A 21,575-nucleotide genomic window follows, 5' to 3' on the forward strand; every position below is an offset into this window, starting at 1 on the left:
GTTCCTCCTCGGCGTGCCCGAACCGGTGGCCGAGGGCCTCGATGCCGGCCTGCAGGCTGGGGGTGACGAAGCCGGGGTCGCACAGCGGCGTGCCGCCGAAGAGGTCCATGCGGAAGTAGCTGGTGGCGACGCGCACCGGCACGTCCCCGGCGAGCAGGAGCTTGCGGCGGGCCAGCACCTCGGCGCCCGGCGACACCCGCAGCGCCGCGGCGACCGGCCCGGGGGCGGGCTCGGGGCCGACGTACAGCATGCGGCGCCCGGCCGTCAGCCCCTGCTGCCCGGCCTCGGCGAGGAACAACGACGCGGAGGCCCGGACGGCGGGCGGCGTGGGCACCGCGCGGCGGACCAGCACAGGCGGGACGTCAGGGACGGGCTCCACGGGTAAATCGGCCTCCACCGGGGAGCGGGCGAGAAGAAAGGGTGGAGCTATGGGGATTCGAACCCCAGACCTCCTCCATGCCATGGAGGCGCGCTACCAACTGCGCTATAGCCCCTCGCGACGCGCGGACAGTCTATCGGAACTCGGGCGTCACCGGGAAACCGGAAACCGCCCGGGACGAGGGACGAGGGGCGAGGGGCGGGTCGGGGCCCGCCCCTCGCCTGCCCGCCGACCGGGCCCGCGTGAGGGGTCAGGCGCGGCGCTCCGGTGTCAGCGGGGGCTCGTCGTCCCAGCGGGGCGTGCCCAGCGGGGACACGGGGCCGGTGCCGGGTGCCGGGAGCGGGGTCTCGGGCGGGTACTCGCCGCCCACCTGCCGCGGAGGCGCGGGCTCGTCGGCTCGCGTCCGCGGGCCGGGCACGGGCTCCTCAGGCACCGGCTCGTCAAGCACGGGGACGGCACCGGCGGCGCCGACGTCAGGCGTGCTCGTCCGGGTCGGCACACCGGTACCGGTGGTGCCGGTGCTGGTCGGGATGCCGGTGGGGTCGGGCGTGCCGGTTCCGGTGCCGCGCAGGACGTCTCCGTCGGGGGCGGTGCGGGCCGCGCCCTCGTCCTCGGTCCATCCGCCGCCTCCGCCGGGGATGGGGACCTCGCCGCGCCATCCGCCGGTCTCGTGGCCGCGGGCCTCGATGAAGGCCTTGAAGCGCTCCAGGTCGCCGTGCACGCGCATGCGCACGAGCTGCAGCTTGTCACCCACGGTCTCGACGAACCCCTCGGGGTCGAAGTCCATCCTGAGGTTGACCCGGGTGGAGTCGTCGTCGAGGCGCTCGAAGGTGACGAGCCCGGCCTGGCGCGGCTCTTCCAGCGAACGCCACGCGACACGCTCGTCCGGCCGCTGCTCGGTGATCTCGGCCTCGAACTCACGGTGCACGCCGGCGACCTGGACGCTCCAGGCCAGACGGGTGTCGTCGATCTGCTTGACCGACTCGACGCCTTCCATGAACTCGTGGAAGCTTTCGAACTGCGTCCACTGGTTATAGGCCGTACGCACCGGGACGGCCACATCCACCGAATGCTCGATGGTGCTCATCAGGCTTCCTCCCTGTTTGTCGGTTGGAAACCTGCCCTGCCCGAGATTGCCGCTCCTATTCGGTCTTCCGTGTACGAAGGATCCAAAAAAGGCCAATCACCGGCAGTACCAGGGGGATGAATCCGTATCCGCTGCCGTACCCCGACCAGACCGTGGCGTGCGGGAAAGCGGCAGGATCGAAAACGCTCAGCGTGCCGACGACCAGCACCCCGGCCAGTTCGACGGCGCAGGCCGCGAGCGCCGTACGGCGGGCGCCGCGCGCCAGGGCCACGGTGAGCACGACGTACACCGCGGCGGCGAGGGCGGACAGGACGTACGCCAGCGGCGCCTCGGCGAACCGCGTGGACAACTGGACGGCGGCGCGGGCCCCGGCGGCCAGCGCGAACAGGCCGTACACCGCGACCAGCACGCGGCCGGGCCCGGTGCTCACCGGGGCACCGGTCACGCCGTTCCCTGCCAGATCTGCAGCAGCCTGCCGGTCATGACGGGAACGGCGAAGCAGGCGACGGCGGCGACCGCGGGCCCCCAGCGGGTGCGCTCGGCCAGCGACCAGACGGCGGCGGCGGGCGGGATGACGATCATGGCGACGAGGTAGCCGATGAAGGTCGCCGTCTCGGGCGGCCCCTCGCCGCCCGCCACGTGGACGATCCCGGTGACGGCCTGGGCGAGCACGCCGAGCTCCAGCACGCCGAGGCCGATCAGCAGCACCATGCCCATCGGCCGGTCGCGCACGGCCGTGATCACGCAGAGCGCGGCGAGCAGCAGGGAACCGCCGATCAGCACGGCGGCCAGCGCGGGGATCACCGGGGGTCCACCGGGTCGAGGACTCTCTGGAACACCGCCGTAGGTTATCGGCCCGTCCCGCCGGTCCCGTGACCGGTCCGCGCGGCGCCCGGCGGGGGCGTGGCGCCGCGCGGGCGGGTGGTCAGGAGCAGTTGACCAGGACGATCGACACCACGGTGCACCGCACGCCGGCGGAGTCGTTGCCGCTCACCGGGTCGGCGGGACTTGAGGCCGTCCGGGTGGCGGTGAAGGTGTAGGGCACGCCGATGTTCAGCAGCCCGACCGGAACCGAGAACTTCTTGGTCGCCGAGGTGCCCGGCGGCAGGTTCGCGAACGGGCAGGAGACCGTGCCCGAGCCGGTGGCGCAGCCCGACGAGGTGGCGCCGAGGCCGGGCGGCAGCGCGGTGGTGACGGTGGCGGAGTTCACCGTGCCGGGCCCGTTTCCGGTCAGCCCCACGGTGAACTCGATCTTCGGCACGAGCAGGGCGAGCCGCGGCGTGGCGGTGAGCGTGACGGCGGCGTCCGCCTCGGTGATGACGGTGAGGTCAGGGCCGGAGACGATCTCGGAGGCGTAGTTGGAGCCGGACAGGTCGCCGCGCAGGGTGTGCACGCCGGCCGGCGCGTCCGTGTTCAGGGCCAGCGTGAGGACGACGGTGGCCGAGGCACCGCCGGACAGCGCGCCCACGGGCGCCGTGTAGCCGATCGGGCCCAGGCCGTCGGACACGGTGCCGCACGGCGCGGTGGCGCCGGAGCAGCCGAGCAGTGTGGTGTACGACGTGATCCGGGGGTCGGAGCCGAAGAGCCGGGCGTTGGCGTGGAGCACGGTGAAGCCGTGGATGTTGGTCACCGTCATGGTGACGTCGATCGTGTCGCCCGGGTACGCCACTGAGGGCGACACCGACAACACGACCTCGGGCGGGTCCGCCGCGGCGGGCGTGGCGGGCAGGAGGGAGACGGTCAGGGCCAGGGTCGCGGTGATCAGGGCGAGGGGGCGCCGAAGGGATCTCATCGCAGCCTTTCGATCTCAAAGGATCCGGACTCCTCCGACTATCGCGGCTGATTTCCCGCTCGGCGGTTTATTGCGGCTATTTTCCGCCATGAGCGGTGGCCGAATGCGGACGCCGCTCGCAGGCTCGCCGCCGGACGACCGGCGGGGCCGTCCGGGTGATCCCGCACGCCGTTCACCTGGGTAAAAGCTACATTCCCCCTTTAACGGATTTTGCTCTATATATCCGAAATATCAGCTTTTCCGGGGCTTACCCGCAACCCTGGCACTTCGTACGGGACGAACCGGCCGTATGCTGTAGGCAGTGGACGAAGAACAGCGATAGGGCGCGCGACCAGCGGCCCTGTACCCGCCCGGAGCCGAGATGCCACGGTCCGATCCACAGGGCGGGCCCGCGATCCCCAAGATCGCCCGACCTGCCCCACTGCGTGAGAGCGTCTTCGACGCGCTCCTCGACCTCATCGTCAATCGCCGGCTGTGCCCGGGCAGCCACCTGGCCGAGAGCGAGCTCGCCGACATGCTCGGCGTCTCCCGCCAGCCCATAAGGGAGGCGCTCCAGTTGCTCAACGCCGAGGGCTGGGTCGATCTGCACCCCGGGCACGGCGCGTTCGTGCACGTCCCGACGGTGCGGGAGGCCGACCAGCTCCTGGCCGTGCGTGCGCTGCTGGAGACCGAGGCGGCACGGCTGGCCGCCGCCAACCACACCGACGACGGCGTGGCGGCGCTGCGGGCGCTGTGCGTGCTCGGGACGGCCGCCGCCGACGCCGGTGACGTCCCGGCCACGGTCAAGCTCAACGGGCAGTTCCACACCACCGTGACGGTGCTCTCCGGCAACACCGTGCTGCGCGAGTTCTGCGTGCAGATCGGGCGCCGGGTGCGCTGGTACTACGCGCCCGTGGCGCGGCAGCGGGGCCGTGACTCCTGGCGGGAGCACGCGGCGTTGGCCGACGCCATCGAGGCGGGTGACGGCGAGCGGGCCGGCGCGCTCATGGCCGCGCACACCAGGCGCACCCGCGACCTCTACCTGACCAGGCTCGCCGAGGAGGAAGAGCTCGCCCCGTCCCCCGTCGTCCCCCGCAGGCGGCGCAGGAGCCGCGCCCCGGGAGACGGAACCGGTGAAGTTGACACAGATGTCATCGGCCGAACGCCCTGACGAAACATAGGCGGAGCAAAGTAATCCTCGACGGCGGATAGTTCGGCCAGAAGACGTGTGGCGACGCGTGAATCGCCCGGGGAAGGGGACGCCTCGGGCGGTGACCGCGTCGCCGTACGTTTTTCCCGGCCACTTCGTCCGGCCCGTCCGAAGCCCCGGCGACGCCTCGTGCCGCCGGGGTTCTCATTCCCTGAAGGCCGGCGGGGCCCTGATCCGGTTCCGCGCGGGCCCGCCGGCCCGCGGTCACGGGGTCGTGGTCGGGGTGGGCGTCTCGCTGAGCGTCGGGGTCGGCTCAGAGGTCGGGGTCTCGGTCGGCGTCTCCGTCGGGGGGAGCGTGGGGGTCTCCGTGGGGGTGACGGTCACGGTGACCGTGGGTGTCGCGGTCGGGACCGGCGTGCCGGTCGGGGTGGGACACGGGGTGGGCGTGCGGAACTTGCCGGGCATGCCCCAGCGCCAGTGCCACTGCGGGGTGTACCACCAGCCCTTGCCGCGCCAGAGGTTCTTGCCGGGCCGCGACAGGTCGTAGACGTAGGCGGCGGTCGCGTTCTCGTTGCCGGCGGCGGAGGTCACCGCCACCCACTCGCCCTGGCGGACGTCGCTGTTGCCACGGCTACCCGCGACGATCTTGGTGGTGTCGTCGATGACGTACACCTTCTCGAAGCCGTCCACGCTGCGCACGGTGATCGAGTCCTCGGCCACCGCGGTCGCCTCGCCGGTCTGGCTGAGCACGGTCACGAAGACACAGGGGTCCTTGGTGCCGACGACGAACTCCCCGTGCGGCGTGCCGGAGAACGCCCAGGCCCCGGGAGGCGGCACCTTCACCGCCGGAGGCGTGGCGGTGGGAGTCGCCGTCGGAGGCGACGTGGGCGAATCGGTGGGGGTCGCGGTGGGGGTCTCGGTGGGGACGTCGGTCGGAGTCGCGGTGGGTGTCTCCGTGGTCGTCGGCGTCGGCGTGGGGGGCGGCTCGGGAGCCGCGGCCGCCGCGGCCGCGCCCACGCCACCGGCCACCAGGAGCACGGTCGCGCTAGCGAAGATCATTGAGCGTTGTACACGCCGGTGCGGCCCACCCTGTCGGTGTACTTCAGGGTTTGTCGCCATCAGTACATCCTCCATCTGGATTGCTCTGATCGAAGGGACCGCGAAGACCTGCCCGCTCTCACCGCGCCCATGCGGCCGGCCCGCGGCGCCCGCTCTCGCGCGTCCCGCCCCACCCCAGGTGACGGCCGCGTTTCGGAATTTCAAATTGAGCTACATCTACCCCGAAAACGGACGCAAAGCCCCGCCGAGGGCGTCCCTGGACGCGGTACCGCCCCGTAACGCGACATGGCCGCCCCGGAGGACGGCCATGATCAAGACGGTGGAGCTATGGGGATTCGAACCCCAGACCTCCTCCATGCCATGGAGGCGCGCTACCAACTGCGCTATAGCCCCTTGTCACCGCTCAGGGGATTCCCCGCGCGGCGCTCGCAGAGCATATAGCCATCACCCGCCGTTCACCTAATCGGTCACCGGCGGCGGGCCGCGGTCAGGTGGCGGCCGGCGCGGATTCGGGGCGGTCGTCGCTGTTGACGGGCTCCGGGAGCGTGCCGGCGTTGTGCTCGACCAGGCGCCAGCCCTTGCGGCCCTCGGCGAGCACGGACCAGCAGCAGTTGCCGACGCCGCCGAGGGCGGGCCACAGCTCCTCGGGGAGGCCGAGCAGGCGGGCCACGCCGAGGCGGATGGCGGCGCCGTGGGAGGCCACGACCAGCGGGCCGTCGCCGGTGAGGCGATCGGCCCAGCGCATGGTCGCCGCCGCGACCCGGTCGGCGACCCCGGTGACGGCCTCGCCGCCGGGCGCCTCCCACTCGGCGTACTCCACGGGCCAGCCCGCGCGGATCTCGGCCCGGGTCAGGCCCTCCCACTCCCCGCCGCCGCGCTCGCGCAGGTCCTTGTCGACCATGACCTCCAGGCCGGTGAAGCCGGCGAGCTTGGCGGCCGTGTCGTGGGCCCGGCGCAGGTGGGAGGACACGATCATCGACGGCCGCAGCGCCGCGAGCAGCGCCGCCGCACGGGACGCCTGCGCGACGCCCGTCTCGTCCAGCGGGATGTCGGTGTGCCCCTGGAAGCGCTGCTCGACGTTCCACAGGGTCTGGCCGTGGCGCCAGAAGACGATGCGGCGCTCGCCGCGCGCCTCACTCACCTGCGGCCCCGCGGCTCCGCTGCGCCTGGACGCGGGTGACGCTCTCGGGCAGCGCGATGGCCGGGCAGTCCTTCCACAGGCGCTCAAGGGCGTAGAAGGTGCGGTCCTCCTCGTGCTGCACGTGCACCACGATGTCGAGGTAGTCGAGGAGCACCCAGCGCCCCTCGCGCTCTCCCTCGCGGCGCACCGGCTTGGCGTGCACCTCGACGCGCAGGCGCTCCTCGATCTCGTCCACGATCGCGCGTACCTGGCGGTCGTTGGAGGCGGAGCAGAGCAGGAAGGCGTCGGTGATGACGAGCTGGTCGCTGACGTCGTAGGCGATGATGTCGTCCGCCAGCTTGTCGGCCGCGGCCTCGGCGGCGACTCTCACGAGCTGGAGGGATTTGTCCGATGCTGTCATAGATAAGGGTCGTTCCTCCGGTGAGGGATACGAGGTCCAGCACTTCCCATTATCAGGATGCCCGGTAAAGACCTCGCTTGTTGATGTACTGCACGATCCCGTCGGGAACGAGATACCAGATGGGTTCCCCTGCGGCCACCCGCTGCCGGCACTCCGAGGACGAGATCGCGAGCGCCGGGATCTCGACCAGGCTGACCTTTCCCTTCGGGAGGCCGGGGTCCTGCAACACATGACCCGGCCGGGTACAGCCTACGAAATGCGCCATGGTGAAGAGTTCGTCGACGTCCCGCCAACTCAGGATCTGCGCCAGGGCGTCGGCGCCGGTGATGAAGAACAGCTCCAGGTCAGGCTCGTACAGCGCGGCGATGTCGCGCAGGGTGTCGATGGTGTAGGTGGGGCCGGGACGGTCGATGTCGATGCGGCTCACCGAGAACCGCGGGTTGGACGCGGTGGCGATCACCGTCATCAGGTAACGGTCCTCGGCCGCCGACACGATCTTGTCGGCCTTCTGCCAGGGCCGGCCGGTGGGCACGAAGACCACCTCGTCCAGCCCGAAGTGGTGCGCCACCTCGCTCGCCGCCACCAGGTGGCCGTGATGGATCGGGTCGAAGGTCCCGCCCATCACGCCGAGCTTCCTGGTCCGGGCCCCATTCCTCATGCGAGGGACCCTAGCCTGCCTCCGGCCGGCGGGGGGCGCCCACCCCCCATCGCCAAGAAATCCCCAGGCGCGGGCAACGCCGCGCACGGGCATCGGCCCCGACGTAGCATGCCGACCATGACCACCACCACCCCGGACCGCAACCGTGTCCAGCTACCCGGCATCAGCTCCCGGGCGTACGAACACCCCGCCGACCGGTCGGCCCTGGTCGCGATGCGTTCGCTGTCGGGCTTCGACTCGGTGCTCAAGCGCATGTCGGGCCTGTTCAGCGAGCGGCGCCTTCGGCTGATGTTCCTCGGCTCGTCGGTGCGGGCCGGCGAGACCCAGTTCCGCAGCCTGTACGACATGGGCCGCGACAGCGCCTACCTGCTCGACCTGCACCGCATCCCGGAGATCTACGTCCAGCAGGATCCCCGGCCGAACGCCATGGCGGTCGGGTTCGACGACCCGTTCATCGTGATCAACACCGGCCTGCTCGACCTCATGGACGAGGAGGAGCTGCGCTTCGTCGTCGGCCACGAGACCTCGCACATCCTGTCCGGCCACGCCGTGTACGGCACGATGCTCGCCATCCTCACGCGGCTCGCCACCCGGGTGGCGTGGATCCCGCTCGGGTACATCGGCCTGCGGGTCATCGTGACCGCGCTGGAGGAGTGGCACCGCAAGGCCGAGCTGTCGGCCGACCGCGGCGGCCTGCTGTGCGGGCAGGACCCCGACGCGGGCATGCGGGCCCTCATGAAGCTCGCCGGCGGCTCGCGGCTGCACGAGATGAACATCGAGGCGTTCCTCGACCAGGCCCGTGAGTACGACACGGCGGGCGACGTGCGCGACGGCCTGCTGAAGGTCCTCAACCTGCTCGGCAGCACCCACCCGTTCGCGGTGATCCGGGTCGCCGAGCTGGACCGCTGGCGCCGCGACGGCGAGTACCAGGCGATCCTGGCGGGCAACTACCCGCGCCGCGAGGACGACGCCGACGCCAAGCTGTCCGAGGAGATCAAGGCCGCGGCCCGTTCGTACCGCGAGTCGTGGGCGCAGTCGCAGGACCCGTTCATCGGGGTGCTGCGTGACGTCGCCGAGGGCGCCGTGCACGCCGGGGAGCGCATCTTCAACCGCTTCGCCCGCCGGGACGCCTGACGGCCCCGCCTCCTCATCGTCCCGTCGCGACCCCGGCGGGACGGTCGCCGTCCCCGCACGGCCCGGTGATCGCGGCGGAGCACACCGTGCGTGCGGGACGTCCGGCGACCCGTCACAACGCGTGCGGGATGACCCAGGCCAGCACCCGCACGGCGGCGGCACAGAGAGCCACGAAGCCCCCGAGCACCGACAACGCCCGCAGGCCCTCGCGGCGCAGGTCGGGCACGTGGCCGCCGATCCGCTCGACCTCCCGGCCGACGATGCCGCCGCAGACGACACCGAACACGACGCCCGCCACGGTCATCGGCCCGTCCTGGGCCCACCAGGCGTCCGCCACCTGGCCGCCTGCCGTGACCCAGAAGGCGGAGGCGGCGATGGCCGCCGCGGGCAGGCCGGGCCAGACGGCCGCGCTGAGCGCCGACCCGGTGAGGGCCAGCGGGAACGACACCACGCGCAGCGTGCCGCGCACCCGGGCCGACCGGCGTTTGCGCACCAGCCAGTGGCCGCTCCACCAGGCCCGGGCCAGCACGCAGAACGCCGCGGTGACGGCGAACGTCGCGGGTGGCCAGATGACCGACACCACCACGCACGGCACCGCCAGCATGGCGAGCGCGATCAGCACGGCGCTGCCCGGCGGCGCCCCGGGGCCCGCGGGCGCCGCCTCGGCGGCGAGCACGGACCGCTTCTCCGCCGTGCCGGCCCTGGCCCGGCCGCGGCGCGCGGACGTCTCGGCCTTGACCTGAGCCTCCTCCTGCCGCCCCTTGCGGGGTGCGGCTTCGGCCTTGACCTTGACCTGGGCGTCGTCCGACCGCGCCTTGCGCGGCGCCGCCTCCGCCTTGGCCTGGGCCTCCTCGCCGCGTCCCGGCCGGCCCGCCCTGGCGGGGGTGTCGTCCGCGTCGGCGCGGGCACGGCGGGGCTCGGGCCTCGCCGTGCCGTCACCCGCCTCCGTGCGGACCCGGCGGCGCGAGGGCGCCGCCGGCGGGGTCGCGGTGGCGCGGGCCAGGCGGGACAGCCGGTCGGACAGCAACGCGGCGGTGGGCCGCTTGTCCGGGTCGCGGTGCAGCGCGGCACGCACCAGCGGCAGCAGCGCCCCGGGCACCCCGGCGAGATCGGCCCGGCCGTTCAGCACGGCGTACATCTGCGCCTCGGCGGTGCCCCGGCCGAACGTCGGCCGTCCCGTGGCGGCGAACGCCACCGTGGCCGCCCACGAGTGCACGTCGGACGGCTCGGCGACCTCCTCCTCGGCGAAGACCTCCGGCGCCGAGTACCCGGGCGTGCCGAGGAACGTCCCGGTCATGGTGAGCCTGGTGGCGTCGGCGACCTGGGCGATGCCGAAGTCGATCAGTACGGGGCCGTCCGGGCCGAGCACGACGTTGGCCGGCTTGACGTCCCGGTGCACCACCCCGGCCGCATGGATGATCGCGATCGCGGTGGCCAGCCCCTGGGCCAGTTCGATCAGGTGGCCACTCGCCAGCGGCCCGCCGCGCCGGACCGCGTCCAGCAACGTCTCGCCCTCGACGTACTCCATCACGAGATAAGGGCGCTCCCCGGACAGCTCGGCGTCCAGCACCCGGGCGACGTACGGGCTCTCGACCCGCCGCAGCGCCTTCACCTCGCGCTCCAGCCGTAATCGCGCCTCGGGGTCGTCGCCGATCGACTCGCGCAGCAGCTTGACGGCGACCTTCTCGCCGCGCCTGCTGACGGCGAGGTAAACCTCGCCCATGCCACCGCGGCCGAGGCGTTCCACCATGGTGTACGGGCCGGCCTTACCCAGCCCGCCCACTCGCCGTGCACCCATAGAAGTCGCCACCATAGCGCCGATCGAGCCGGGAACCGCGGCGGCGCGCCGTAGGGTTTCGCACGGCTTGTCCACGCACGCCGGATCGCCGCCCCGCGTCCGCGAAAACGAACGCGGGGCGGCGGGACAGGTCAGCCCTCGCCGGAGCCGGCCGCGATCACCGTGCCGCCGGAGGTGCGCAGGTGGCCCTCGCCGGTGTACACCCACTTGGTGGAGGTCAGCTCGGGCAGGCCCATCGGCCCCCGGGCGTGCAGCTTCTGGGTGGAGATGCCGATCTCGGCGCCGAAGCCGAACTCCCCGCCGTCGGTGAAGCGGGTGGAGGCGTTCACCGCGACCGCGGCCGAGTCGACCAGCGCGACGAACCGCCGGGCCGCCTTCTGCGAGCGGGTCACGATGGCGTCGGTGTGCGCCGAGCCGTACCGGCGGATGTGCGCGACCGCGTCCTCCAGCGAGCCGACCACCGCCGCCGCGATGTCCAGCGACAGGTACTCCTGCCGGAAGTCCTCCTCGGTGGCGGGCACCACCGTGACGCCGGTGCTCTCGCCGCCGTACGCCGCGACGCGCTCGTCGCCGTGCACCGTGACGCCCTCGCGGGCCAGCCGGGTCAGCGCCATCGGCACGAACGTGTCGGCCACCGCCGCGTGCACCAGGAACGTCTCGGCGGCGTTGCACACCGAGGGGCGCTGGGCCTTGGCGTTCACGAGGATCTCCAGGGCCAGCTCCAGGTCGGCGTCCGCGTCCACGTAGACGTGGCAGTTGCCGACGCCGGTCTCGATCACCGGCACGGTGGACTCCTCGACCACCGAGTTGATCAGCGACGCGCCGCCCCGCGGGATCAGCACGTCCACCAGGCCCCGGGCCCGCATGAGGTGCTTGACGGACTCGCGGGTGGTGCCCGGCACCAGTTGCACGGCCTCCGCGGGCACCTCGGTGCCGGCGAGGGCCTCCTGCATGACGCGCACCAGCACGGTGTTGGACTCGTAGGCCGAGGACGAGCCGCGCAGCAGCACGGCGTTGCCGCTCTTCAGGCACAGCGCGGCGGCGTCCACCGTGACGTTGGGGCGGCCCTCGTAGATGATGCCGACCACACCGAGCGGGACGCGGAGCTGGCGCAGCTCCAGGCCGTTGGGCAGCGTGCCGCCGCGCACCACCTCGCCGACCGGGTCGGGCAGCTCGGCGACCTCGCGGACCGCGCGGGCGATCGACTCGACCCTGGCCTCGTCCAGGCGCAGGCGGTCGATCATGGCCTCGGGGGTGCCGGCGCCGCGGGCGGCCTCGACGTCCCGGGCGTTGGCTTCGACGATCTCGGCGGCGCGGGCCACCAGGGCGTCGGCGACGGCGTACAGGGCGGTGTCCTTGAGGCCGCGCGGCAGCGGTGCGAGGCCGGCCGCCGCGGTGCGTCCCGCGTGGGCTACCTTCAGAAAGTCCTCGGCGTCAGACATGCCGCATGCTCCTGCTCTCGGTGGTGGGCTCCAGTATGACCATGTCGTCGCGGTGGATCAGCTCGCGTTCGTACTCGGGCCCGAGCGTGGCGGCGAGCTCGCGGGTGGAACGGCCGAGCAGCTCGGGGATCTCGGCGGCGTCGAAGTTCACCAGACCCCTGGCCACCGGCGTGCCGAGCGGGCTGTAGAGGTCCACGGGGTCGCCGGCGGCGAAGTCGCCCTCCACCAGGGTCACCCCGGCGGGCAGCAGCGACTTGCGGCGCCCCACGACGGCCTCCACCGCGCCGTCGTCCAGGTGCAGACGCCCCCGGCCGGTGGTGGCGTGCGCCAGCCACAGCAGGCGGGTACCCGGGTGGCGGGCGTCGGCGTGGAAGTACGTGCCGACGTCCTGCCCGGCGAGCGCCTGCGCGGCGTGTGCGGCCGCGGTGAGCACCACGGGCACCCCGGCGCCGGTGGCGATGCGCGCGGCCTCCACCTTGGTGATCATGCCGCCGGTGCCGACCCGGCCGGAGCGGCCGAGCTCCACGCCCTCCAGGTCGGCGGGGCCGAGCACCCGCTCGATGCGGCGGGCCCCGCCGGGACGGCGCGGGTCCCCGTCGTACAGGGCGTCCACGTCGGACAGCAGCACCAGCGCGTCGGCGTGGATCAGGTGGGCCACCAGCGCCGCCAGCCGGTCGTTGTCGCCGAAGCGGATCTCGTCGGTGGCCACGGTGTCGTTCTCGTTGACCACCGGCATGATGCCGAGCTCCAGCAGCCGCGCCAGGGTGCGCTGCGCGTTGCGGTGGTGCGAGCGGCGCATCATGTCGTCCGCGGTGAGCAGCACCTGGCCCACCCGCAGGCCGTACCGGGCGAAGGACGAGGTGTAGCGGGCCACCAGCACGCCCTGCCCGACGGAGGCGGCGGCCTGCTGGGTGGCGAGGTCGCGGGGGCGGGCGCTCAGGCCGAGCGGCCCGAGGCCGGCCGCGATGGCGCCGGAGGAGACGAGCACGACCTGCGTGCCCGCGGCCGCGCGGGCGGCGAGCACGTCCACGAGGGCGTCCACCCGGTCACTGTCCATGGTGCCGCTCGCGGTGGTCAGCGACGACGACCCGACCTTCACCACCAGACGCGCGGCGGCGGCCACCCGCTCCCGGCCGTTCTCCACGTTCATCACCTTTCGCAGCAGGTCGTGTCAGGTCGCGCCCGGCCAGGCCTCAGGCGAGGCGGTCGTCGGACCCGCGCGGCCCCTGGTGGACCGCGCCGGACTCCAGAGAGGCCCGCCAGTCGAAGACGTAGCCGCCCTCCATCGGGCCGATGATCACCTCGGCGCCGTCGGTGGCGCCGGCTTCGGCCAGCGCCTTCTCGATGCCGAGCCGGTCCAGGCGGTCGGCGAGGTAGCCCACCGCCTCGTCGTTGGTGAAATCGGTCTGCCGGATCCAGCGCTCAGGCTTCTCGCCGGTCACCTGGAAGGTGTTCTCGTCCACCCGCCGCACGCTGAACCCGGCGTCGCCGAGCTGCTTGGGCCGCAGGACGATCCGCGTGGGCTCCTCGACCGGCCGCTCGGCGCGGTCCGCGCGCACCATCTCGGCCATCGCGAACGACAGCTCGCGCAGGCCCTCGTGGGTGGCCGCGGAGATCTCGAAGACCCGCATGCCCTGCTCCTCCAGCATCGGCCGCACCATGTCGGCCAGCTCCCGGGCCTCCGGCACGTCGATCTTGTTCAGCACCACCAGGCGCGGACGGTCCTCCAGCTCCCCGTACGCCGCCAGCTCGCCCTCGATCACCGCGACGTCGGTGAGCGGGTCCCGGCCCGGCTCGATGGTCGCGCAGTCCAGCACGTGCACGATGGTCGAGCAGCGCTCCACGTGGCGCAGGAACTCGTGGCCGAGGCCCTTGCCTTCCGACGCCCCCGGGATGAGCCCCGGCACGTCGGCCACCGTGAACACCGTCTCGCCCGCGGTGACCACACCGAGGTTCGGGACCAGCGTGGTGAACGGATAGTCGGCGATCTTCGGGCGGGCGGCGCTCAGCGCGGCGATCAGCGAGGACTTGCCGGCGTTGGGGAAGCCGACCAGCGCCACGTCGGCGACGGTCTTGAGCTCCAGCACCACGTCCGCCTCGTCGCCCGGCTCGCCGAGCAGCGCGAACCCGGGGGCCTTGCGCTTGGGCGAGGCCAGCGCCGCGTTGCCGAGGCCGCCGTGGCCGCCCTGCGCCGCGACGTACCGGGTGCCGGCGCCGATCAGGTCGACCAGGACCTCGCCGGTCTTGGCGTCCTTCACCACCGTGCCGTTCGGCACCTTGAGCACGACGTCCGGGCCGTTGGCGCCGTCCCGGTTGGCGCCCATGCCCTGCTTGCCGCTGACGGCCCTGCGGTGCGGGCGGTGGTGGTAGTCCAGCAGGGTGGACGTGCTGGGATCCACCTCGAGGATCACGTCGCCGCCGCGGCCCCCGTTGCCGCCGTCCGGGCCGCCGAGCGGCTTGAACTTCTCCCGATGGATGGACGCGCAGCCGTGCCCGCCGTCACCGGCCTTCACGTACAGGACCACCCGGTCCACGAACTCAGCCACGCGTCAACACTCCTGATCTTCCGGGCCTCTCAAGGCCCCTTCATGACGATGAGGCGGATCGATCAACGTCGATCCGCCTCATGCAACGATCTACCGGGCCTGCCGCGTGCCCGCGGCTCTGCGGCCCCTTCGTTCGTCCCTGTGCTCCCGCCGGCGGATATCTACTCCGCGGCCGGGACGATGCTCACGGCACGACGGCCGCGCTTGTTGCCGAACTGCACGTGCCCGGCCACCAGCGCGAACAGCGTGTCGTCGCCACCGCGGCCGACGTTGTCGCCGGGGTGGAAGTGGGTGCCGCGCTGACGGACGATGATCTCGCCGGCGTTGACGAGCTGGCCACCGAAACGCTTGACCCCGAGCCGCTGGGCGTTGGAGTCACGGCCGTTCCGGGTGGAGGAGGCGCCCTTCTTGTGTGCCATGGTTCGCTACCACTACTTCCCGGGGTTGATGCCGGTCACCTTCACCTGGGTGTACCGCTGGCGGTGACCCTGGCGCTTCTTGTAACCGGTCTTGTTCTTGTACTTGAGAATGCGGATCTTGGGGCCCTTGGTCTCACCGAGAATCTCGGCAGTGATCTCGAACCGGCCAAGACTGGCGGCGTCGGTGGTCACATCGCCGTCGTTGACGACGAGCACCGGCGCCAGCTGCACCGTGGAGCCGACCTCACCGGCGACCTTGTCCACCTCGAGGACGTCACCGACGGAGACCTTCTGCTGCCTGCCGCCGCAACGAACGATCGCGTACACCGCGGAACCCTTCTTCTGGCTGATTGCTCCTTGGACGCCGCGCCACTCGCATCCGGATCTTCGTCGATGACACGGCGAACCGGGCTAGGCGCGCGAAGCCAGGCGCGCCTCAGACGCACCGGTTGACTAGGATACCGGATCGCGGCACTCCTGGTCGAACCGAACGCCGAGGCGCACCTGGCATGTTCACTCCGCCGGCCCCGCCGGCCGGGTGGCCTTCCTGGACCGCCGCCGGGTGCGGACGGGCTGAGAGTCCTCACCGGCCAGCGCGTCCGTCACGCTGTCCCGCACGGCCTCACCGACCGCCGCGACCGCCGCCACGCCGTCCTTGACGCGCTCCGCGGCCTTCTCCAGCTTCTCGGCCACGGCCTTCTCGACCGCCATCTTGCCCTGCGTGCCGCGCGGCTCGGGCTTGGACTCCACCGGCTCGGACGACACGATCAGCCCGCGGCCGTTGCAGCAGTCGCACGGCGTGGAGAACGCCTCGAGCAGCCCCTGGCCGACACGCTTGCGCGTCATCTGCACCAGGCCGAGCGAGGTCACCTCGGCGACCTGATGCTTGGTGCGGTCGCGGGCCAGGCACTCCAGCATGCGGCGCAGCACCAGGTCGCGGTTGCTCTCCAGCACCATGTCGATGAAGTCGATCACGATGATGCCGCCGATGTCCCGCAACCGGAGCTGGCGCACGATCTCCTCGGCGGCCTCCAGATTGTTCTTGGTGACCGTCTCCTCCAGGTTGCCGCCCTGGCCGGTGAACTTGCCGGTGTTGACGTCCACCACGGTCATCGCCTCGGTGCGGTCGATCACCAGGGAGCCGCCGCTCGGCAGCCACACCTTGCGCTCCATCGCCTTGGCGATCTGCTCGTCGATGCGGTACGCCGCGAAGACGTCGCCTTCCTCCCACTTGGTGAGCCGGTCGACCAGGTGCGGGGCGACGTAGCGGACGTACTCGTCCACCGTGCCCCACGCCTCGTCGCCGGAGACCACCAGCGAGGAGAAGTCCTCGTTGAACACGTCGCGCACCACGCGGATCGTGAGGTCCGGCTCGGAGTACAGCAGCTCAGGCGGGCTGCCCGACTTGGCCTTGCGCTGGATGTTCTCCCACTGCGCGGACAGGCGCGACACGTCGCGGCTGAGCTCCTCCTCCGAGGCGCCCTCGGCCGCGGTGCGCACGATGACGCCGGCGTTCTCCGGCATCACCTTCTTGAGGATGGCCTTCAGCCTGCTGCGTTCCTTGTCGGGCAGCTTGCGGCTGATGCCGGTCATCGAGCCGTCCGGCACGTACACGAGGTACCGGCCGGGCAGGCTGATCTGGCTGGTCAGCCGGGCGCCCTTGTGACCCATCGGGTCCTTGGTGACCTGCACGAGCACCGACTGGCCGGACTTCAGCGCCGCCTCGATGCGCTTCGGCTGGCCCTCCAGGCCGGCGGTGTCGAAGTTGACCTCACCGGCGTACAGCACGGCGTTGCGGCCCTTGCCGCCGTCGATGAAGGCGGCCTCCATCGACGGCAGGACGTTCTGCACCTTGCCCAGGTAGACGTTGCCGACGTAGGACTGGCTCGACTCGCGGTCGACGTAGTGCTCCACGAGCACGCCGTCCTCCATCACCGCGATCTGGGTGCGGCCGGCCTGGCGGCGGACCACCATGACCCGCTCCACCGACTCGCGGCGGGCCAGGAACTCCGACTCGGTGATCACCGGCGGGCGGCGGCGGCCCTGCTCGCGGCCCTCGCGGCGGCGCTGCTTCTTGGCCTCCAGGCGGGTGGAGCCGCGGAAGCCCTGCACCTCGTCCACCGACGTGGCGCGGCCGGCGCGGGGGGCGCGGATGCGGACCACCGTGTTCGGCGGGTCGTCGGTGTGGGTCTCGGCTTCCTCGGTGCCGCGGCGGCGGCGCCTGCGGCGGCGGCGCGAGCCGCCCGCCTCGTCGTCGTCCGCGTCCGCGGCCTCGCCCTGCGACTCGTCCTCGGCGGACACGGCGTCCTCGGCGGCCACCGGCTCGTCGCCGGTCTCCTCGCCGTCGGCCTCGTCCTGCTCGCGCAGCCGGCCGCGTCCCCGGCCGCCCCTGCGGCGGCGACGGCGACGGCTGCCGGCCTCGTCCTGGTCGTCGTCCTCGGCGGACTCGTCGGCGATGTCGGGCTCGTCGGCGGGCTCCTCGTCCTCGGCACGCTCCTCCGGGCGCTCCTCGGCGCGGCGGGGCGGCGGCGGCGGCGCGACGGGCGGCACGGCCGCACGCGGCTCGGGAGCCTGGAAGACCGGCTGGAACACCGCGGCGGGCGCCTGGAAGGCGACGGACGGCGACGCGACCTGGTCGGTCAACGCGGTCAGCCCGAACGGGTCGGCGAACAACGAGGTCTTGCCCCGCCACGACCCACTCCGCGGCTCCTCGACGACGTCCTCCCCAGCGGGCTCGTCGTCCAGCGGCTCCTCCTCCGGAAGCACCTCGGCGATGTCCTCGGCGTCCTCGTCCACGACGGTGCCGCCGGTGTCCGCGACGGCACTGGTGCCTGCGGTCTCAGCGGTGTCGGCGGTGTGCTCGGTGCTGGAGCGTTCCGTGGCGGCGGCCGTGGCCGCCGGGGTCTCGGGGACCGCGGCCGCCTTCCTGCTGCGCCGCCGCCGCACCGGCGCCGCGGGAGCGGTCTCCTCGCCGGAGACCTCCTCCACCTGCGCGGCTCCCCCGGCCTGGGCGGCCTGCGCGACGCCCTCGGCCTGCACGGTCTCTACGCTCAGGGCGACCTGTTCCGGGGGGGCCGGCGGCGCGTCGGCCTCCGGCTCGGCGTCCGCCTTGGCGGACTTCCTGGCGCGCGTGCGCCGGGCGGGCGCGGGCGCGTCGCCGTCCTTGGCCGTCGCACGACGGCGCGTGGCCCGCTTGGCGGGCGCGGGCGCCTCGGCGGCCTCCTCGGCCACCGGCGCGACCGGCGTGCCGTCCGCGCCACCGGTACCGTCTGCCGCCGCGGTCCCGGCCCCACCGGCACCGGTACCCGTACCGGTCGTGCCGTCGGCCGTGCTCGTCGGGGCGGTCTCACGAGTGGCCGCGGCACCGCCTGCGCCGGCTGCCCCCTCAGGGGACACGCCGGTCAGGAGACGGCCGGCGTGTTCCGGCTCCTCCGGAGGTGGACCGGCCGGGCGGCTCGCCGCGCGGCGGCGCCGGGCCGGTGCCTTGGGTTCTTGCTGTGCTGTTGTATCCCCGCCGAGGCCGGCGGCCCCGACGATGGGCTCGTTGTCGAGCATGCGGGCGTTCTCCCGTCAGCTCCCGGGCGCGTCACCGCGCCGCGCGGGAGCTCTCGTATCTCGCTGTACGCCAGACCGCCTCGCGGGGTCCGGCGCCAAGTCCTATAGGTGGTCATCGACGTGCCGCACAGCCGGCCCCGGCTCGCCGCCGCGAACGTCGCGGTCCAGGTCGAGCGGGTCGGCGGTCCCACCGGTGCGCGCGTCGAGCGGTCCCTGCGCCAGCCGGGTCACCTCGGGGGGTGACGGCGGCGCGAAACCTGCGACAAGACGCAGACCCGTGAGCACGTCATCGGGCCGGACGGCGGGTGTCACCTGCCGTACGACCATACGCAGTATCGCACATGGCGGCCCGGGCTCCCCGTCCGCCGTGACGGCCGTCCCGTCGCCCGCCGTCAAAGTGTGAACGGCCTGCCGGGCGTCGAAGCGGCGCATGCCTTTCTTGGTGAGGCGTTCCACCTCGACCGTGTCGCGGGCGAGGAACGACTCCGCCGCCGCCTCGGCCTCCCTCGCCGAGGCGCCGGGAAGGCGCACCTCCCATTCGGAGAACTCCAGCCGGTCGGCCAGGCTGCCGGCCCGCGCCTCGACGACGTCGAGCACGTCGAGACCTGGGGGCAACGAGGAGTCCAGCTCGGCACGGACGCGGTCGGGCGCGCAGGCCGACACGACGCCGATCTCCAGATATTCCGCTTCGCTGGCCACCCCGGTGGGGGCGGCGCCCGCGTATGAGATCTTCGGGTGGGGTGTGAACCCCGCGCTGAAGCCGACGGGGATGCCGGCCCGGCGCACCGCGCGCTCCACGGCGCGCGAGATGTCTCGGTGACTGGTGAACCGCAGCCTGCCGCGCTTGGCGTACCGCACCCGGAGGCGCTGCACCACCGGCGCGGGCGGGGGCCCATCAGGTACAGGGTTCTTCAGCTATTCATCCTTTCTCCGTCGTGCCGTCCCTCGACCTCCTACTCAGCATAGGGGCGCCGGGGCGGCCCTGGCGGCGTCGTGTCGACGGATCAGGGTCACCCGAGAGGACGGCTCTACAAGCTTCAACGATGACAGGCCGTGCGCGCTTCCCTGCGCCGTGTTCAGACGACGGTCAGGGGCAGCAGTTTCCGGCCGGTGGGGCCGATCTGGATCTCGGTCCCCATCGTGGGGCAGACACCGCAGTCGTAGCAGGGGGTCCATCGGCAGTCCTCGACCTCGGTCTCCGAGACCGCGTCCTGCCAGTCCTGCCAGAGCCACTCGCGGTCCAGCCCGGCGTCCAGGTGATCCCAGGGCAGCACCTCGACCTCGTCGCGCTCCCGGGTGGTGTACCAGTCGACGTCCACCGGCTCATCGGCCAGCGCGGTCTCGGCGCAGGCCAGCCAGCGGTCGTAGGAGAAGTGCTCGCTCCAGCCGTCGAAACGGCCGCCGTCCTGCCACACGGCCCTGATCACCGCGCCGACCCGGCGGTCGCCCCGGGAGAGCAGGCCCTCCACGATGGACGGCTTGCCGTCGTGGTAGCGGTAGCCGATGGCCCTGCCGTACTCCTTGTCGGAGCGCAGCGCCTCCTTGAGCTTGGCCAGGCGGTGGTCGACGGTCTCGTGGTCGGCCTGGGCCGCCCACTGGAACGGGGTGTGCGGTTTCGGCACGAACCCGCCGATGGACACCGTGCACCGCACGTCGCGGGTGCCGGTGGCATCGCGGCCCGCCTTGATGACCTTCTTGGCGAGATCGGCGATGCCGAGCACGTCCTCGTCGGTCTCGGTGGGCAGCCCGCACATGAAGTAGAGCTTCACCTGCCGCCACCCCTGGCCGTAGGCCGCGGTGACGGTGCGGATGAGGTCCTCCTCGGAGACCATCTTGTTGATGACCTTGCGCATGCGCTCAGAGCCGCCCTCGGGGGCGAAGGTCAGGCCCGAACGGCGGCCGTTGCGGGACAACTCGTTGGCGAGGTCGATGTTGAAGGCGTCCACCCGCGTGGAGGGCAGCGACAGGCTGGTGTTGGTGCCCTCGTAGCGGTCGGCGAGGCCCTTGGTGATGTCGGCGATCTCGGAGTGGTCGGCGCTGGACAACGACAGCAGGCCGACCTCGTTGAAGCCGGACTCGCGCACCCCCGCCTCCACCATGTCGCCGATCGTGGTGATCGACCGCTCGCGCACCGGCCGGGTGATCATGCCGGCCTGGCAGAACCGGCAACCGCGCGTGCAGCCGCGGAAGATCTCGACGCTGAAGCGCTCGTGCACCGTCTCGGCCAGCGGGACCAGCGGCTTCTTCGGGTAGGGCCACTCGTCGAGGTCCATGACGGTGTGCTTGTGGACCCGCCACGGCACACCGGGCCGGTTGGGCGCCACGCGGGCGATGCGGCCGTCGGCGTGGTACTCGACGTCGTAGAACTTCGGCACGTACACGCCGCCGGTGGACGCCAGGCGCATGAGCAGCTCGTCGCGGCCGCCGGGGCGGCCCTCGCCCTTCCATTCGCGGATCACCTCGGAGATGGCGATGGCGATCTGCTCGCCGTCGCCGAGCACCGCGGCGTCGAGGAAGTCGGCGATCGGCTCGGGGTTGAACGCCGCGTGGCCGCCGGCCAGCACGATCGGGTCGTCCTCACCGCGCTCCACGGCCTCCAGCGGGATGCCCGCGAGGTCGAGAGCGGTCAGCATGTTGGTGTAGCCGAGCTCGGTGGAGAACGACACGCCGAGCACGTCGAACGCCCGCACCGGCCGGTGCGCGTCCACGGTGAACTGCGGCAGGCCGTGCTCGCGCATCAGGGCCTCAAGATCGGGCCACACGGCGTAGGTGCGCTCGGCCAGCGTGCCGGGCAGCTCGTTGAGGATCTCGTAGAGGATCTGGACACCCTGGTTGGGCAGGCCCACCTCGTAGGCGTCGGGGTACATCAACGCCCAGCGCACGTCGGCCTCGTCCCAGTCCCTGACGGTCGAATTGAGCTCACCCCCGACGTACTGGATGGGCTTCTGCACCCGGGGCAGCAGCGCTTCCAGGCGGGGAAACAGCGACTCGACAGACATGCGTCCAAGAGTAGTTCCTGCTCAGCACGGCTCGCAC

20 protein-coding genes and 2 tRNA genes are annotated in these 21,575 nt (G+C 72.5%); 2 read left to right on the plus strand and 20 right to left on the minus strand.

Annotated features, from left to right (window positions below):
• The 6 genes from ABGB17_RS36625 to ABGB17_RS36650 form a co-directional block, all read right to left on the minus strand.
• Nucleotides 1-379: UTRA domain-containing protein (locus ABGB17_RS36625; protein ID WP_347638556.1), on the minus strand; the 379-nt coding region annotated here is incomplete at its 3' end.
• 42 nt (nt 380-421) lie between these two features.
• Nucleotides 422-494, minus strand: a tRNA-Ala gene (locus tag ABGB17_RS36630).
• A 135-nt stretch (nt 495-629) separates the two neighbouring features.
• Entirely contained in the window at nt 630-1,466 is an 837-nt protein-coding gene (locus tag ABGB17_RS36635; protein ID WP_347638558.1) for an SRPBCC family protein, read from the minus strand.
• A 55-nt stretch (nt 1,467-1,521) separates the two neighbouring features.
• Complete coding sequence (locus tag ABGB17_RS36640; RefSeq protein ID WP_347638560.1) at nt 1,522-1,911, minus strand: hypothetical protein; 390 nt, start codon at nt 1,909-1,911, stop codon at nt 1,522-1,524.
• Nucleotides 1,908-2,270: a hypothetical protein gene (locus ABGB17_RS36645; RefSeq protein WP_347638562.1), complete on the minus strand. Its 363-nt coding sequence runs from the start codon at nt 2,268-2,270 to the stop codon at nt 1,908-1,910. Before ABGB17_RS36645 ends, ABGB17_RS36640 begins: the two co-directional genes overlap by 4 nt.
• 121 nt (nt 2,271-2,391) lie before the next feature.
• Nucleotides 2,392-3,258, minus strand: coding sequence for a hypothetical protein (locus tag ABGB17_RS36650; protein WP_347638564.1), 867 nt, complete (start codon nt 3,256-3,258; stop codon nt 2,392-2,394).
• 361 nt (nt 3,259-3,619) lie between these two features.
• On the opposite strand from ABGB17_RS36650, the gene ABGB17_RS36655 reads away from it, so the two are divergent.
• The gene (locus ABGB17_RS36655) at nt 3,620-4,408 is read left to right on the plus strand and encodes a GntR family transcriptional regulator (protein WP_347638566.1); all 789 of its coding nucleotides are present in this window, start codon (nt 3,620-3,622) and stop codon (nt 4,406-4,408) included.
• Between the two features lie 243 nt (nt 4,409-4,651).
• Here ABGB17_RS36655 and ABGB17_RS36660 read toward each other — a convergent pair whose 3' ends face one another.
• The 5 genes from ABGB17_RS36660 to nadD all read right to left on the minus strand — a co-directional run bounded on the left by ABGB17_RS36660 (nt 4,652) and on the right by nadD (nt 7,645).
• Nucleotides 4,652-5,446, minus strand: a complete 795-nt coding sequence (locus ABGB17_RS36660; protein ID WP_347638568.1) for a hypothetical protein — start codon at nt 5,444-5,446, stop codon at nt 4,652-4,654.
• Between the two features lie 320 nt (nt 5,447-5,766).
• Nucleotides 5,767-5,839, minus strand: a tRNA-Ala gene (locus tag ABGB17_RS36665).
• Nucleotides 5,840-5,933: 94 nt separating this feature from the next.
• Nucleotides 5,934-6,587: a histidine phosphatase family protein gene (locus ABGB17_RS36670; RefSeq protein WP_347638570.1), complete on the minus strand. Its 654-nt coding sequence runs from the start codon at nt 6,585-6,587 to the stop codon at nt 5,934-5,936.
• Nucleotides 6,580-6,987 (minus strand): ribosome silencing factor, encoded by a 408-nt coding sequence (rsfS, locus tag ABGB17_RS36675; RefSeq protein ID WP_347638572.1) that lies wholly within the window; start codon nt 6,985-6,987, stop codon nt 6,580-6,582. Before rsfS ends, ABGB17_RS36670 begins: the two co-directional genes overlap by 8 nt.
• Before the next feature lie 52 nt (nt 6,988-7,039).
• Nucleotides 7,040-7,645, minus strand: coding sequence for a nicotinate-nucleotide adenylyltransferase (gene nadD, locus ABGB17_RS36680; protein ID WP_347638574.1), 606 nt, complete (start codon nt 7,643-7,645; stop codon nt 7,040-7,042).
• Nucleotides 7,646-7,762: 117 nt separating this feature from the next.
• Between nadD and ABGB17_RS36685 the strand changes: the two genes are divergently transcribed.
• On the plus strand, nt 7,763-8,779 hold the full coding sequence (locus tag ABGB17_RS36685; RefSeq protein ID WP_347638576.1) for a M48 family metallopeptidase: 1,017 nt from the start codon (nt 7,763-7,765) through the stop codon (nt 8,777-8,779).
• 112 nt (nt 8,780-8,891) lie between these two features.
• Here the strand turns inward: ABGB17_RS36685 and ABGB17_RS36690 are convergent, their stop codons facing one another.
• The 9 genes from ABGB17_RS36690 to ABGB17_RS36730 all read right to left on the minus strand — a co-directional run bounded on the left by ABGB17_RS36690 (nt 8,892) and on the right by ABGB17_RS36730 (nt 21,538).
• Nucleotides 8,892-10,577: a serine/threonine-protein kinase gene (locus tag ABGB17_RS36690; RefSeq protein WP_347638578.1), complete on the minus strand. Its 1,686-nt coding sequence runs from the start codon at nt 10,575-10,577 to the stop codon at nt 8,892-8,894.
• Between the two features lie 131 nt (nt 10,578-10,708).
• Nucleotides 10,709-12,019, minus strand: coding sequence for a glutamate-5-semialdehyde dehydrogenase (locus ABGB17_RS36695; protein WP_347638580.1), 1,311 nt, complete (start codon nt 12,017-12,019; stop codon nt 10,709-10,711).
• The gene (gene proB / locus ABGB17_RS36700; RefSeq protein ID WP_347638582.1) at nt 12,012-13,169 is read right to left on the minus strand and encodes a glutamate 5-kinase; all 1,158 of its coding nucleotides are present in this window, start codon (nt 13,167-13,169) and stop codon (nt 12,012-12,014) included. Before proB ends, ABGB17_RS36695 begins: the two co-directional genes overlap by 8 nt.
• Before the next feature lie 43 nt (nt 13,170-13,212).
• Nucleotides 13,213-14,565 (minus strand): GTPase ObgE, encoded by a 1,353-nt coding sequence (gene obgE, locus ABGB17_RS36705; protein WP_347638584.1) that lies wholly within the window; start codon nt 14,563-14,565, stop codon nt 13,213-13,215.
• Between the two features lie 161 nt (nt 14,566-14,726).
• Nucleotides 14,727-14,984, minus strand: coding sequence for a 50S ribosomal protein L27 (rpmA, locus tag ABGB17_RS36710; protein ID WP_184979518.1), 258 nt, complete (start codon nt 14,982-14,984; stop codon nt 14,727-14,729).
• A gap of 12 nt (nt 14,985-14,996) precedes the next feature.
• A complete protein-coding gene (gene rplU, locus ABGB17_RS36715; RefSeq protein ID WP_347638587.1) occupies nt 14,997-15,311 on the minus strand; it encodes a 50S ribosomal protein L21 in 315 nt (104 codons plus the stop codon).
• Between the two features lie 186 nt (nt 15,312-15,497).
• Nucleotides 15,498-18,539: an Rne/Rng family ribonuclease gene (locus ABGB17_RS36720; RefSeq protein ID WP_347638589.1), complete on the minus strand. Its 3,042-nt coding sequence runs from the start codon at nt 18,537-18,539 to the stop codon at nt 15,498-15,500.
• Between the two features lie 102 nt (nt 18,540-18,641).
• Nucleotides 18,642-19,415 (minus strand): TIGR03936 family radical SAM-associated protein, encoded by a 774-nt coding sequence (locus tag ABGB17_RS36725; RefSeq protein WP_347638591.1) that lies wholly within the window; start codon nt 19,413-19,415, stop codon nt 18,642-18,644.
• A gap of 200 nt (nt 19,416-19,615) precedes the next feature.
• On the minus strand, nt 19,616-21,538 hold the full coding sequence (locus tag ABGB17_RS36730) for a TIGR03960 family B12-binding radical SAM protein (protein WP_347638593.1): 1,923 nt from the start codon (nt 21,536-21,538) through the stop codon (nt 19,616-19,618).
• Nucleotides 21,539-21,575: the final 37 nt, after the last annotated feature.

The organism is Sphaerisporangium sp. B11E5, assembly GCF_039871875.1.
In the GTDB taxonomy this organism is placed as follows: Bacteria; Actinomycetota; Actinomycetes; order Streptosporangiales; family Streptosporangiaceae; genus Sphaerisporangium.